This is a genomic window from Gordonia malaquae (genome assembly GCF_037148075.1).
Classification (GTDB): domain Bacteria; phylum Actinomycetota; class Actinomycetes; order Mycobacteriales; family Mycobacteriaceae; genus Gordonia; species Gordonia malaquae.
Genome location: NZ_JBBCUB010000004.1, coordinates 435,201 through 448,174, shown reverse-complemented (window position 1 = coordinate 448,174; position 12,974 = coordinate 435,201). Strand labels below are relative to the sequence as shown.

Genomic DNA, 12,974 nt, shown 5'->3' with positions numbered 1-12,974 from the left:
GCCTCCTAAGTGCCGTAGTAGGCCTGGTACTTGCGGCGGTGACGACGCAGGTTCGCGTCGTCTCGGCGCTGTTGCTCGGCGGTCTTGACCTTCTTGGCCACGGGTCGGGCCGGGTGCCGCTTCATCTGCCGGCCGCGCTTGCGGCCTCGGTTGGCGGTCTGCTCCCACAGATCGGCGAGCAGGTAGTCGGCGACGTCCCAGACGCGTTGCCCGCCGTTCTCGGCGGTCGCCATGCCGGACCGAGGGGTGAGGTTGACGGTGTAGACGTGCAGTTGTCGCAGCGTCAGTCGTCGGCGGCCGTCCTCGTCGCGCCGCCACAGGTCGCCGAGCACCACCCCGTACTCGCGGCGTAGATCCGCTTCGAGGGTGTCGAGTCGGTCCGACCGCAGCAGCGCGACGAGGGCGGCTAGTTTCCCGCCGAGACGAACCCCAGAGCCTTGGCGATCTCCTCGTACAGTTCGTTGAGCTGACGCATCCGGTAGCCCTTGCGGCGCTTGACTTCCATCAGGTGCGCGAACCCGTCCCGGCCGTCCTCGTCGGGCTCGAGGATGCCCTGCAGGAACTTCATTGCCTTCTGGTTCTCGAACGCCATCATCGCCTCGGGGTCCCAGTCCAGGACGTCGGCAGGGACCCAGTACGTCTCGCCGTCGTATTCGATGCGGGCGACCGTGATTCCGTTCGCCTCGCGCTCGACAGCGGTGCTCTTGCGTGCCGCTGCGCGGCGCTCCTCGCGGTTCCCCGGGAGCTTGGGCCCTGCGGCCTTGGCCTTCTTCGGCTTGCTCGCCTTCGCGCGCTTGGGAGCGGCAGGGACGTTATCGGCGTACTCGTCGGCGTCGTAGTCGTCGATGCTGATGTCGGTGGTCATAGCTGTGCGGTTTCCTCTCGTACTCCACGCCAGAGCGCCGCACTCATTGCGGCCACTACTCCGGCGGTGGTCTGTGGTGTGACTCCGGCCGTGATCAGCTCGGACTCAAGGGCGGCGACCTCGGCGACGAACCGGGACCGGTTCGTGTTCGCCTTCGCCGCCGACTTACGCTCGGCGCACGCGATCATCACGGCCTTCGCCAGGTGCCCGCGCTTGGCGCGGTCGTAGCGGCCGTGCTCGTCTAACAGCCCGAGCTGCTCGGCGGCTGCCTGAATCTCGGCCTCGGTCGGGGCCTTCGGCGCCATCAGGCACCGGCCTTGGGCAGCGGGAAGTCCTCGGGCAGCTCGATCCGCCGCAGCGTGTCCTCGATGAGCACCTCGTCGCCGGTCGCATCGGTCGGGAGCAACTGCTCGTCGACGTCGACGACGAACACTTCGACCTCGACGAACGGCTTGTGCAGGGGCGACTGGACGATCCACCCGCGGCCGTCCGGGACACGGACGACGCCGTTACCGAGGCACAGGTCCGGTTGGGCCTGCAGCAGCGGCAGCAGCGCGAAGTACTGGTCGGGGTAGGTGTCGCGGGTGATCTGAGTGCGGCTCATGATCTGACTCGATTCAGCGGAGGATCGACGCCGCGCTGAATGCCAGCGCGAACGGGTCGATGCGAGGGGGCAGCACACCGATCAGGTGTGCGGCGGTGATGACGATGGCGGCGTCGACACCGGCCCGGTGGCGTGGTGAGCGCGACCGGGCGCGGGCGACGCCGCGAGTGAGGAGATCCTCGGGTCGGTCCCGTGCGACGCACTGCGCCTCGTAGGCGACGACCGATCCGAGCAGGATCGACCAGGCGATCACGGGGGCAGAGCGCGAGACCGTAGCCACGAGTGCTCCTCGAGGAGGTGATCGTGCGGTGATGTGGGAGAGCGTCCCGGCCGGGCACCGCACAAGAACCCGGCCGGGACGAGTCGAGCCCCTAGAGGGCCCGACGACTAGAGCGAAGGTCAGGGGGTCGTGACGACCGTGACCTTCGGGTTGGTGCCACCGGTCAGCGAGTTGTCGCCCGGGACGAGTGCGCCCTCGCCGGTGTAGACCACACGCCACGGCGTCGCGCCGGCGCCGCTGACTGTGACGGTCCCTTCGACCGTGGACAGTGCTTCGAGCGCGGCCTTGACCGCGGTGTTGGCCGCGTCGAACGGCAGCGCGGTCGTCTCCTGCCCTGCGACGATGAGCTTCCAGGTGCCGCCGGTCGGAGTACCGACCATCGCGACCGTCAGGTCGAAGGCGGTCAGGCCGAAGTCGTCGGCGGTCGACTGGACCGCGAACAGCTCCTTGTCCGAGTTGGGGACGATGGTCTGCGTGAACTCGACCTCGGGCAGGTCCGACTCGTTCTTCGTCCGGCCGCCGTACTCGGTGGTGGCGGGCATCAGCGAGATCAGGCGCTCGATGTCGCCCTCGTCGGTGCGGGTCTCGTACGCGGTGTAGACCTCGGCGGGCTTGGACACCTTCACTCGGTCGGCCGTGTCGTTCTTCGACCGCAGGTAGCGGGTCGTCGGGTTCTCCTCGAGCGTGGTGAACTTCCGTTCCATCTTGAAGTCCTTGAACCCGATCTTGATGACGCCGTAGCCCCACGCGGTGTGCTCGGTCTTGTCCCACTCGACCGACTCCTCGAACCCGGCATCGCCGGACAGCAGACCTGCCGGGCGCCACGCGGGCGGGAACGGGTCGTTGACCGTCGCCGGGATCATGTCCTCGATGCTCTGGCCCTGCGGGATGTCGGACGGCTTGAGCACGAGCACATCTGCTCCGGCCCAGATCTTGACGTTGTTCGGATCACCAGCCATGGTGAGGTCCCCTCTCTAAGGGTGTGGTGGATGAATGGATCAGTGCGGTAGCCACCCGAGAGGGGTGGTGGATCAGAGAGCGTCGCCGCGAGTTAGACGACGACAGTGCGCGCCCGGACGCGGACCGTCGCCGAGGCGAGGTCCCCGCGGGTGCGCTTGTCCCGGGCCTCGATGACCGAGGTGCCGGGGAGAATCGATGCGATGCCGGGGACCTTCTGCGACAGCAGCAGCCCCAGCGCGCGGCGCACGTACTCGGTGTCGCGGCCGGTGGTCATCGAGTAGATGCGGATCGTGTGCGCAGTGAGGATCGGCCAGACGACCGGGCCGGCATCGTCGGCGACGACGAGCACCGGATCCGCGCCGAGTTCCCAGTCGTCGGGCAGTTCGAGGACCACGCGGACCTGCGGCCAGATCTTCGGCAGCTCGACGGCGAGCCAATCCTTGATGGTCTGCGCCGGATCGGCAGGCTGACGGATCGTCACGCCTTCACTTCCAACCCGACAGCAGCAGCCGCCCGGGTGAGGACACCGTCGCGAGCCTGCAGCGCCATTCCGTCAGGGTCGGCGATGGTGACCGTCGCCGCCGATCGGTCCGTCGTGTACGGCGTAACCGTGACCTCGACGGTGTCGTCGTCGATCGCCGAGGCCGCCTGCGCCCGAACCTGCTCGGCAAGCTCGTTCACCAGCGGCGCCGCCTGCGTCTTGAGGATCTCGCCGATACCGCGGTGATCGCGGCGGAAACCGGACCTGGCCATGTCAGCCCTTCCGTCGGTAGCCGACGACGTCGTACCCCGACAGTTCGGGGTCATCGTCAGCGATGAACGCGAGAGAGTCGCCGTCGATCGTGTAGCGCAGACCGCGCACGATCAGAACCGAATCCTTGGTGATCCCCGCAGTGATCGGCAGTTGGACGCGCACGAGCGAGTCCGAGCTTTCCCGGCCCCGCTCGATCGCCTCGGCCGAGGACAGCGGCGTCACCAAGCACCCGTCGATGTCGACCGGCGCGCCGCCGGCCGGGACGACCTTGCCGTCACTGTCGCGGCGAAGGTCACCGGCGACAGTGACGGTCTCAGTACCGAGCATCAGAGCAGTCGTCGAAGTAGGCCTGAGCGAGTGTGCCGATCGGCAGACCGAGCTGCTTGCGGTGCCAGTCGGTCAGCTCAAGCGAACCGCCCGGCGCGATCAGCGTTCCGCCCTTGGCGCGCGGTCCTTCGGTGCGAGAGTAGGCGGTGTGCCCGGCGTAAGCGCCAGTTGAGATCGCGGTCCGCACCATGTCGAACGACACGGTCACCGCCGCGGGGTGCGCGTCATCGATGTCGACGCCGCGGGCCTCGCGGTACGCCTCGCGGATCGCCACACCGGCCGAGTCCAGCAGAGACTCGGCGAGTGTCTTCTCGGCGGTGGTGAGGCCGCGCCACTGGCTTTCGAGCTGCTGGACAGTCAGGAATGCCGGTGGCACGGCCCCGCTCACGACAGTGCCTTGACCAGGTCGGCGCGGTCGGTGCCCTCGGCCTCGGCGCGGTCCATGCCCTGCGCGACGGCGAACTCGATCCACTCCGCGTGCGGTGCGGTCAGCTTCGGCCGTGCCACGGCGGCAGGCTCGTCGCCGTCGGCCGGCGCATCCCCCGTGGCGTTGTCGCCGTCGGCGTCGGTGTCGAGGCCGGACAGGACGTCATCGTCGCCGTCGCCGGCCGACGCGTCGCCTTCACCGGTCGAGGTGCCGGTGTCGACAGTCGACTCGTCGGCGGGAGGCAGCGTCCCCTCGTCCGGTGACGGCGCGGGAGACTGCGGGCGCTTGGCCGAGGCCAGTGCGCCTGCGGCCTCGCCGCGCTTGATCTCCGCGGGAGAGAGGTCGACGACGTCGCCGAAGTATCCGCGGCGCCGCTTCCCTCCCTTGACGAGGTACTCCCAGGTTGCGACGGCGATTGTGCGCTTAGCCATCAGATCTCCTCCGATCAGCCGGCGAGGCCGGTGATCTTCTTGATGCTGTAGGGGTTGGTGACGCCCATGATCGGCAGCACCGAGGACTGGACCCAGTTGCGCTTGGTCGCCTGCTCGCGCCAGGTCTCGGTGGCGAGTCCCTGCTCGTAGTCGAGGAACCCGACCTGCTGGCGAGCTACGCCGTAGGCGGTACCAGCGGGGACGCGGTTCGAGTCGAATAGCTCGAGTCCGGAGTCCTTGAGGATCTCGTCGAGGTCCGGGCCGTACGCGATCTTCAGGTTGTGCTTTTCCTGGGGATTGATGAGCCACAGGTCGTACACAACACCGAGCTCTTCCACGTCGGCGGCGAGCTGGACACCGGCGAAGTCGGCGAACGGCCGTTCGTTGTTGGGTGTCGGGCTCGTGCCGGACAGCGTGACGTTCGACCAGTCGTGGCCCGGAACGACGCCCGCACCGCCCAGCCCTGCGATCGCGGCCTCTAGGGTCGCGACCGCGCGGGTGTTGACTTTGCGGACGATGGTGTTCGCCAGCGACGTGACCTGGTTGTCGAAGTGGACCTTGTCGTTGCGCCGCACTGCCTCGTCCGAGATCCAGATCTTGCCGCCCCAGTCCTCGGACTTGGCGACGTTGGGCTGGCCTCGATCGGAACCGACGATCGCGTACTCGGTGCCGGGTGCGCGCTCTTCGACGTCGCGGTCGGTGTAGAGCTCGTTGCGGGTGACCTGGTCGTAGATGACCGCGCCCGAGGCGACTGTCGTGCCGGACGAGGCGAAGATGCGGTCGACGATGAACTTCTGCAGCGTCAGGTCCGCGATGCGCTTGGTGATGCGGCCGGGCTGCTTGAGAGCCAGGTCGACGGTGAGCTGATTGCCGGTGACGGTCGGCGCACCCAGCGGGTACGCGACCGGTGCAGGACTGGTCATGGTTGTTGTTCTCCGATCAGTACAGGGAGATCTCGGCGTCGGCGCCCGACGCTGCTCCGGTGACGGCGTAGCCGACGGCTACGCCCGATGCCTTGGGGATGGCCTTACCGTCGGTGCCGACCTCGACCTCGGCGAACGCCGTGATCGCTGCCCCTGCGGTGACGGCGCAGACGCGGCTGTTGCCGCGCAGCACGTTGACCAGTTCGCCGGTGGCGGCGTCTCGGCCGGACACACCGAGCACGCGCCCGGCAGCGTCAGCGTGGGCGGCGGCGATGTTGCCGTTCACGCGGTTGCCGGAGATCTTGAGGAACCGCTTACCCACCACCGCCGCTGTGCAGCGGACGCTGAGATTGCGGCCGGGCTCGTAGATTCCGATGTTCTCGTTCGCCATGATCAGGCCTCCTTAGTCGGTGCGGTGTTGAACCATCCGGTGTCGCCGCCGGCGGCGGCAGACACTTCGGGTGTGACCGAGTGGCCGCGTTCGGCGATCGGGAACGCGGTCTCGTTGGGAATCCCCGCGAGGGTGTCGGCGGTGCCCTTGGGGTCGGCCGACATTAGGGTCAGCCAGTGCGCGCGGCGCGACGGCGGGATCTTGCCGAGCTGGATCGCGTCGTCGACGACCTTCTCGCGGGCCTCGCTCTCCTGGCGTTCGTGGGCGGCACGACCGAGCTTGGCGTCGCGCTGCAGCGACGCGAATGCCTCGCGGTCGATGCTCACGACGCTGCCCGCGGCGGCGGCCACCTCGGTGCCCTCGGGTGCCGCTGCGACGAGCGCTTCGACGGCGGCGATGATCGCCGCGAAGTCGGCGGTCTCCTCGAGGCCGAGCGCGGTGCGCAGCGCGGCGATCATCTCGTTGAACGTGGTCATTGTGTCGGTGACGGCGGCGATGATCGCCGCGAGGTCGGCGGTGTCGTCCAGGCCGAGCGCAGTGCGCAGCGCGGCCAGGTCTTCGTTCGTGATCTCCACGACCGATACTCCTTCGGATGGCCCGTCCGCTGCTGCGGCGGGAGTGGACGCCGCGACCGGACGGTCGGGGCGCGATTCGGTACGGCTGGCGTATCGAACGGTCTGAGATGCCGACGCGGCGACGGACTCGCCGTCGGCGTCGGCGGCTGCCGGTGCGGCCGGGGTGACGTCCTCGTACCGGACGACGACCGCGACGGGCGTACCGAACTCGACGCCGTCGGCTCCGTTGCCGTCGGGGTCGACGATCACCGGGACGCGCAGGCGTTCACCGGTCTCGTCGTTGACGACGATGAGCTGCAGCGGTTCGAGGGATATCTCCTCGATCCACAGTTCCCACGGCGCGTCGTCGTAGTAGGCGCGGCGGACGTCCTCAGTGCTGACAGTCGCCGCGACCGTGGTCGTCTTGGACATGGCGGGTGGTCCTTTCAGGTCGATCGTGAACGCTGGCCCGCTCGCCTCGGACAGTTCGACGCCGTACATGCGGCCGACGTCCTGCAGGCTCGCGAGAGTGCCGATCGCCGGGTGCGCGACACCGAGCAGCGCCAGGCCCGTCAGGACGAACCCGTGGTTGTGGCCGATCGCGCAGCGGTAGTCCCACTGGCCCTCGATCGACCGGTCAGGGAACGCCGAGGCGAGGATCGGGCCGAGCCATCCCGGCATCCCGACGAAGTCGGCGACGAGGGAGTGCCCGTCGTTTGCGGTGGCCATGTTCGCCAGCCACCCCGCCGCCGGTTCGCCGTCGAACCGCGGGTCGGTGTGGCCGAGCTTGAGAATCGGCCGGCGCACGGCCGGACACTCGAGGGCGGCCACCGCGTTGGCCAGGTCGTCGGTCGTGAACGTGTGGCGCCCGCTGGACGCGTCCCACGTGCCGGTGTGCATCAGCTCGACGCCCGGCAGGTGCGACAGCGGCGGCGGCGCCGGGACGTCGACGGCGGGCGCAGTCATCGGGTCAGGCCTTCGCCTTCTGGCCGATGATGGCCTGACGCACGCAGCAGTCCTTAGCCTCGAGGAGCTTGCGCAGACCGGTCGTCAGCTCGGGGCCATCCGGCAGGCGGTTGGCCACGTCGTGGGCGAGCTGCGTGAATCCGGCGTAGATAGCGTCGAGCTCCGCACTGTCAGTGCGGCGCATCTCGAACAGTGAGAGCAGGTGCTCGGTGGCGGGGTGGCGATCAGCCATCGGCGGGTCCTTAGAACAGCCCGGGCTGTGCCGGGTCGGGAGTGGTGAGACGTCGGCGACCACGACGGGCGGCGACCGGCTGCAGGATCGGGGCCGCGCCCGGTTCGACGTCGGTGGTGTCGTCGAGGTTCGGCGGCGCGGCGGGCAGGCCGAGATCCTGGCGGATCTTGCGCTCGACGAGTACGTCGGGCGAGAGCAGCCCGGCGCCGACGAGCATGTTGAGCGCGGCGGCTGTCGCATCCTGTCGGGTGCCGATCTCGTCGAACACGATCAGCGGGGCGGGCTCGTCCTGCCCCCAGTTCAGGTCGACCAGGTCCCACACGATGTGCCGGTTGGCGGTATCGCGGACGGACTCGGCGAAGGTCTGCACCGACTGGACGAACGTGTCGGCCTGGACCGAGGCGAGCGCGTACGAGCCGCCGCGGTCGAGGTTCAGAAAGTGCGCCAGACCCGCGAGCGCGATCGCCTTGTCGTGACCGGCGATCGCGAGCTGCGTGTCGGGCAGGTTGCCCTGGACGCCGAGGAGCTGTGCGTTCCATCCGGGCGGCAGACCGATACCGGCGTTGTTGCCGGCGCGCATCGACGTGGCGATCTCTTCGGCCCGCTTGACCTGATCGGTTTCGTCCTTCGCGCACGTGACGACCGGGATGCCTGCGCCGTTGCGGCGGATCGCGGTGGCCTGCACGCGCATGATGTCGTCCTTGAGCAACCACTCGCGGTAGGCCGAGCGCAGCAGGCTGCGGCCCATCCACATGCCCGGCGCCATGTCGCGGACGTACATCACCAGGCGGCTGATCGGGATCTCGACCTCGGCCGGCGCGTACAGGACGCGGCCGTCGAACGCAGGCGGCGACTGGGTGATCGACTCGAGTCCACCGTCGCGGGCGACGGTCATCTTGCTGATCGTGTTCTGCGGGCGCGGTGCGAGCTTGCGCAGCCACAGCAGGCCTGTCTCGTCGTCGAGGCGGTAGGCCTGCTCGAACGCGCTGTGCCCGTACTGCAGCATGGTCAGCGCCGTCGCGAGGTGCTCGGCCCACGAGAACCGCGCACCGCCGCGCCGTGAGGTCGGCACGACCGCGTCGTCGGCTCCCACGATCGGGAGGCCGAGATTCTTCGAGATGAACTCGGTGACCTCGTCGCGGGCGCCGTTCTGGTCGAGTCGCCAGGTGGTGCGTCGGATCGGCAGGCCGATCGCCTGCAGCAGTGACGCGACGCGACCGTCTGTCGCCATCCGGTCGTACACCGCGACCGACGAGGGCCACTGTAGGTCGGCGATGCGCTCGGACTCGTCGAACAGTGCGACGTCCTGTCCACGTCCGTTGACGTAGCCGATCTCAGCAAGCGGCATGCTCATGGTGCGCACCTCCTCGGCTCGGTCAGAATCCTGCGGCCATCGGGTCAAAGTCGGGCATGTCCAGCGACGAGGTCTCCCACTCGGCGACGGCGTGGGCTGGCGAGGTCGGCAGTGTGCCGCCTGTGCGCAGTCCGTAGGTCAGCAGGCCCCACCGGGCCAGAGTCGCCGCGACGAGCGGCGCGATCGTCTCGCCGCCGTCGACGCGGTCCCACGCCCAGTCGCCCATAGGCATCGTGCGTTTGGCCGCCGCCGTCCACGCCTGACGCAGCACCGGTTGGGTGGCCATGGCGAGTTGCTCGTCGAGGAGGTCGTCCTCGATGCCCTTGCACGCCGCGGCGATGTGCCCGGCGTGAGTGAGCACCGGTTCGATGCCTGCAGCGACCAACAGCGGTACGAGGACCTTCGCCGGGCTCTTGTTGTCGATCACCACCACGACCGGGTCCCACGCGTCGACGACGGCCTTGATCTTGGCGACGATGTCGGCGTTGGTCGCGGTCCCGGTGAATCCGAGCTCGAGGTACGGCTGATCGTCGGCGGTGAGCTGTGCGGCGGCGATCGACCACTCTCGGCCGGCGTAACTGCGATCGACCGACAGCGCGATCGAGTGCTGCAGGACGAGATCGTCAGCGGCGCCGATGGACTCGGCGTGATCGAGGACGGTGTCGTCGTACATCGACACGACGTCGGTGGCCAGGCGCGGCCACTTGCCGCGGCCGAGGTAGTTCACGTCGAACACTGTGCGGGCGCGCTGTGTGGTCTGCCCGCGTAGAGCGTCGCGCATCTTCGCGTCGGTCTGGATGATCCCGTAGCTCGGGTTCGCGTAGCGCCACGTCGCCGGGGCGAGCCGGTCCATGTTCGGCGCGGCCATCCACTCGGCGAGGTACAGGCCTTCGGAGTTCCCCGCGAGGCCCTCCTCGCGCAGCGCGGTGAGCTCGACGCCGTTGGCGTGGATGTCGAGGTTGACAGCGGACGAGGCGAAGATCCGTTGCGGGTTGGGTGAGGCGAGCTGTGTCGGGTCGAGCGCTGACTTGTCGCCGGCCGACAGGTTGTAGGCCTCGTCGTAGATGACGAGGTCGACGCCCTCGAAGCCGGTCCCCGAGTCAGGCGACCGGGTGATGAAGCTGATCGACGCGCCCGAGTTGAGGACCATCTCGGCTTGGCCTGCCGACATCGTCGGAGCCTTGGCCAGATGACGGCGCAGCGACGACCGCGCGCGCACCATCTTGAAGAATCGGTCGGCGATCTTCTTGCCGGTCTTCCACCGCTGCACCGAGAACACAATCGTCTCGCCCAGCACGAACAGGCCGTACAGAGCGCGGTAGAGCAGGATCTCCGACTTCCCGTTCTGGCGCGGGACGATGATGACGCACGTCGAGTGCGTCCACAGGCCCGTCTCGGGGTTCCAGCGGAGCGTCGCGTGCATCGACTCGTCTTGCCACGGGAACAACCGCTTGCCCGGGGCGACGCGTGACTGCAGCAGACAGGCCGCGTCGCCGTGCTTCTCGCTCCCGGCGAACGCCGGGGTCACCTGCAGGTGGTGCGGTTCCTGTCGTCCCTCGAGTCCGGGGAACTCGAGGATGGTCGCCGTCATGTCGGCATGCCCGCGAGATCGTCGTTGGCACCGCCGCCAGTGCCGTTGACCGGCGCGAGCTTGCGAATGTCGGCGACGAGTCCGCGGTACGCGGCGCCCTGCTGGCGCGCTTCGGCGAGCGCGCCGTCGATCCGGAGCGAGATGTCGCCGTCGTGGCCGTCGGTGATGGTCAGCCAGGTCTCGCGGTCGCCGCTCAGCACGCGGTCGAGCTCGCACAAGCGCCGCCATACGCGGATCGCCTCGGCGGCGAGCGTGCGGACCGCCTCGGACTCGGACTCAGCGAGCAGATCGTCGTAGAGGAGCTGCTCGTCGTCGGTGAGTTCGATGAGGTCGGCGGACATCTGGCAACCTCCTCACCAGCGGTTTTGCACGAAAAAAAGACTGACGACCGAGGCCGTCAGGGTGGGTACCCCCCTTGATAAATCGGACACCCACCCCTGTTTGTGCAGGTCAGAACGGCCAGTCGAAGCGTCTGACGCCCAGCGGGTCAGGTTCGGACGGGTCGACGTCGTTTCCGCCGGCCGGGCGGAGGTGATCGCGGCTACCGTCGCCGCGTTCGCTGTTGCAGGTGCCGTGCAGGAGGCGGTCAGTGACCGATCCACCGGCCGCGCGGGGTACCGAGTGGTCGCCTGAGAGCGATTTGCGGTCCCAGTTGCGGGCCGGGTCGAGGAACATCGGCTGGCCGCACCACCAGCACGGCTCACCATCGGTGTGGTCGGCCTTGAGGGCCGCTGTCTGCTGCTGGTGCGTCCAGCCGAGGCCCTTCTCGGTGGTGGTGACCATCAGTGTGAGCGGCGGGCACGAGCACGGGTCGCGCGCTCGGCCTTGGCCACGTCAATCAGCTTGTAGAGGTTGCGGCCTTGTCGGTCCTTGCCTGAGACCGGTAGGCGGTGCCACTGGCCGTCGACGCCTCGGTATCCGCGGTTAGCCCAGTTGCGGACCGAGATCGCCGAGACGCGAGCCAGCGCGCTGGCCTCGGCTGCAGTGAGCAGCGAGTCGACGCCGTCAGGTGCGGTCAGTGTCGCGGTCATGGTGCCCCTCTCGACCCGTGAGACGACAAAACCTCCACGCCGCTGTGCGGTCGAGGAGGTTTCGGGCACACGAGTGCCGCTGCAACCATGATACGCGAATCACTCACAGCTTCGCCACGGCCTCGGCGTCGAGCGTGTCGACGAGAACCGCCACCAAGAACGGGTAGTTGCCCTCGTCGACCGAGTAGCCGCACGCACCGCACACGATGAACTCGCGGCCGGCCATCCCCGCCTGTCGTTCGAGGGTGAGCAGACCGCAGTCCGACGACGGGCACGGCATCGGCAGGATGTACTTCGGCCGGCCACGGCCCGTCGCGTTGCGGATCTGACGGTGCAGATCGAACAGCTCGTCGAACGCCTCGTCTTCCACGAGCCAGTCCCAGTACCGGGCCCACGGGACGGGCAGCTCGGACTGCGGACGCCAGCACCCGCCCTCAAGCATCGACCCGAGGCGCGGCTCAAGGTACTTCAGTGCGGCCTTCACGACGTCGCTCTCACGGCGGCGGTGCTCGGCTTCGACGATCACTCGGGGCCGCGACTCGTCGAGGTACGCCGCCGTCATGTCGTGCCAGGACCACAGCAGGTCGGCGATGCGGGCGGCCTGGTCGGACGCCCACTCGGCCGGGTGGCCGGACTCGACCGCGCCGGACGGCCCGCGACGCCCTGCGCGGCCCGACATCGGCCGAGGCATCAGTGTGTGGAGCATCAGCCAGTCGGCCGCGAGATCGAGCAGCAGCACCCGCAGGCGAGACGCCGACACCCGGCGACGTGGCCGCAGGTCGACACGGCGCGGTCCCGACTGCCCCCACGACCGGTGAGTGGTCACGTCGTAGTCGGTCATCGTCGACCCTTTCGCCAGTTAGCGGCCTGCGGGCACGAGGCGAAGTGCGACAGGTAGAGCGACTGCTTGGCTGCTCGCATCGCGGCGGCCTTGAGTGGGTTCAAGACGACGAAGTGCGCGCCGCCCTTGTCGTCGACGTACAGACTGACGTTGCCGTTCGGCGACGGATCCGCGTCGATCAGAGTCAGGCTGCGGGTGTTGGCGTCGGTGCCCCAGATGACCTCGGATCGGCACGAGCGGCACGGCTCGCGCTTGGGCTCGCGGGCGGTCACAGCAGGCCCGCGTCCCACTTGCGGACGATGTCGAGCGCCGCCTGCGCCGATGTGGTGCTGATGCGGCCGAGCAGCAGGCCGGTCTCGGCGTCGCGGGCTGTCACCGCCCACAGACCAGTGTCGCGGTTCAGTCGGTTGGTGATCTTCACGGGTCGGGCCATGGTGTGGGTT

23 protein-coding genes are annotated in these 12,974 nt (G+C 68.7%); all 23 read right to left on the bottom strand.

Annotated elements, in window-relative coordinates:
- Positions 1–5: 5 nt before the first annotated feature.
- Entirely contained in the window at positions 6–332 is a 327-nt protein-coding gene (locus tag WFK36_RS16685; protein ID WP_336793022.1) for a hypothetical protein, read from the bottom strand.
- 74 nt (positions 333–406) lie between these two features.
- Positions 407–865 (bottom strand): hypothetical protein, encoded by a 459-nt coding sequence (locus WFK36_RS16680; protein ID WP_336793021.1) that lies wholly within the window; start codon positions 863–865, stop codon positions 407–409.
- Positions 862–1,170 (bottom strand): hypothetical protein, encoded by a 309-nt coding sequence (locus WFK36_RS16675; RefSeq protein WP_336793019.1) that lies wholly within the window; start codon positions 1,168–1,170, stop codon positions 862–864. The genes WFK36_RS16680 and WFK36_RS16675 overlap by 4 nt, the downstream gene beginning before the upstream one ends.
- Positions 1,170–1,469: a hypothetical protein gene (locus WFK36_RS16670; protein WP_336793018.1), complete on the bottom strand. Its 300-nt coding sequence runs from the start codon at positions 1,467–1,469 to the stop codon at positions 1,170–1,172. The genes WFK36_RS16675 and WFK36_RS16670 overlap by 1 nt, the downstream gene beginning before the upstream one ends.
- A gap of 13 nt (positions 1,470–1,482) precedes the next feature.
- Positions 1,483–1,749, bottom strand: a complete 267-nt coding sequence (locus tag WFK36_RS16665; RefSeq protein ID WP_336793016.1) for a DUF7427 family protein — start codon at positions 1,747–1,749, stop codon at positions 1,483–1,485.
- 119 nt (positions 1,750–1,868) lie between these two features.
- Complete coding sequence (locus tag WFK36_RS16660; protein ID WP_336793015.1) at positions 1,869–2,708, bottom strand: hypothetical protein; 840 nt, start codon at positions 2,706–2,708, stop codon at positions 1,869–1,871.
- 92 nt (positions 2,709–2,800) lie between these two features.
- On the bottom strand, positions 2,801–3,190 hold the full coding sequence (locus tag WFK36_RS16655) for a hypothetical protein (protein WP_336793014.1): 390 nt from the start codon (positions 3,188–3,190) through the stop codon (positions 2,801–2,803).
- Complete coding sequence (locus tag WFK36_RS16650; RefSeq protein ID WP_336793012.1) at positions 3,187–3,462, bottom strand: hypothetical protein; 276 nt, start codon at positions 3,460–3,462, stop codon at positions 3,187–3,189. The genes WFK36_RS16655 and WFK36_RS16650 overlap by 4 nt, the downstream gene beginning before the upstream one ends.
- Position 3,463: 1 nt before the next feature.
- Positions 3,464–3,790, bottom strand: coding sequence for a head-tail adaptor protein (locus WFK36_RS16645; protein ID WP_336793011.1), 327 nt, complete (start codon positions 3,788–3,790; stop codon positions 3,464–3,466).
- On the bottom strand, positions 3,777–4,178 hold the full coding sequence (locus WFK36_RS16640; protein ID WP_336793010.1) for a hypothetical protein: 402 nt from the start codon (positions 4,176–4,178) through the stop codon (positions 3,777–3,779). Before WFK36_RS16640 ends, WFK36_RS16645 begins: the two co-directional genes overlap by 14 nt.
- Positions 4,175–4,648, bottom strand: coding sequence for a hypothetical protein (locus WFK36_RS16635; RefSeq protein ID WP_336793009.1), 474 nt, complete (start codon positions 4,646–4,648; stop codon positions 4,175–4,177). The genes WFK36_RS16640 and WFK36_RS16635 overlap by 4 nt, the downstream gene beginning before the upstream one ends.
- Before the next feature lie 14 nt (positions 4,649–4,662).
- The gene (locus WFK36_RS16630; protein WP_336793008.1) at positions 4,663–5,571 is read right to left on the bottom strand and encodes a major capsid protein; all 909 of its coding nucleotides are present in this window, start codon (positions 5,569–5,571) and stop codon (positions 4,663–4,665) included.
- A 16-nt stretch (positions 5,572–5,587) separates the two neighbouring features.
- Entirely contained in the window at positions 5,588–5,962 is a 375-nt protein-coding gene (locus WFK36_RS16625; protein ID WP_336793006.1) for a DUF2190 family protein, read from the bottom strand.
- A gap of 2 nt (positions 5,963–5,964) precedes the next feature.
- Positions 5,965–7,482: a phage protease gene (locus tag WFK36_RS16620; protein WP_336793005.1), complete on the bottom strand. Its 1,518-nt coding sequence runs from the start codon at positions 7,480–7,482 to the stop codon at positions 5,965–5,967.
- A 4-nt stretch (positions 7,483–7,486) separates the two neighbouring features.
- Positions 7,487–7,714, bottom strand: coding sequence for a hypothetical protein (locus WFK36_RS16615; RefSeq protein WP_336793004.1), 228 nt, complete (start codon positions 7,712–7,714; stop codon positions 7,487–7,489).
- A gap of 10 nt (positions 7,715–7,724) precedes the next feature.
- Entirely contained in the window at positions 7,725–9,068 is a 1,344-nt protein-coding gene (locus tag WFK36_RS16610; protein ID WP_336793003.1) for a phage portal protein family protein, read from the bottom strand.
- Between the two features lie 22 nt (positions 9,069–9,090).
- Positions 9,091–10,659, bottom strand: coding sequence for a hypothetical protein (locus WFK36_RS16605; protein ID WP_336793002.1), 1,569 nt, complete (start codon positions 10,657–10,659; stop codon positions 9,091–9,093).
- A complete protein-coding gene (locus tag WFK36_RS16600) occupies positions 10,656–11,000 on the bottom strand; it encodes a hypothetical protein (protein WP_336793001.1) in 345 nt (114 codons plus the stop codon). Before WFK36_RS16600 ends, WFK36_RS16605 begins: the two co-directional genes overlap by 4 nt.
- A gap of 109 nt (positions 11,001–11,109) precedes the next feature.
- Positions 11,110–11,442, bottom strand: a complete 333-nt coding sequence (locus WFK36_RS16595; protein ID WP_336793000.1) for a hypothetical protein — start codon at positions 11,440–11,442, stop codon at positions 11,110–11,112.
- A complete protein-coding gene (locus tag WFK36_RS16590; protein ID WP_336792998.1) occupies positions 11,442–11,690 on the bottom strand; it encodes a hypothetical protein in 249 nt (82 codons plus the stop codon). Before WFK36_RS16590 ends, WFK36_RS16595 begins: the two co-directional genes overlap by 1 nt.
- 103 nt (positions 11,691–11,793) lie before the next feature.
- On the bottom strand, positions 11,794–12,531 hold the full coding sequence (locus WFK36_RS16585) for a hypothetical protein (protein WP_336792996.1): 738 nt from the start codon (positions 12,529–12,531) through the stop codon (positions 11,794–11,796).
- Positions 12,528–12,803, bottom strand: a complete 276-nt coding sequence (locus WFK36_RS16580) for a hypothetical protein (RefSeq protein WP_336792995.1) — start codon at positions 12,801–12,803, stop codon at positions 12,528–12,530. Before WFK36_RS16580 ends, WFK36_RS16585 begins: the two co-directional genes overlap by 4 nt.
- Positions 12,800–12,964, bottom strand: a complete 165-nt coding sequence (locus tag WFK36_RS16575) for a hypothetical protein (protein ID WP_336792993.1) — start codon at positions 12,962–12,964, stop codon at positions 12,800–12,802. The genes WFK36_RS16580 and WFK36_RS16575 overlap by 4 nt, the downstream gene beginning before the upstream one ends.
- Positions 12,965–12,974 lie beyond the last annotated feature (10 nt).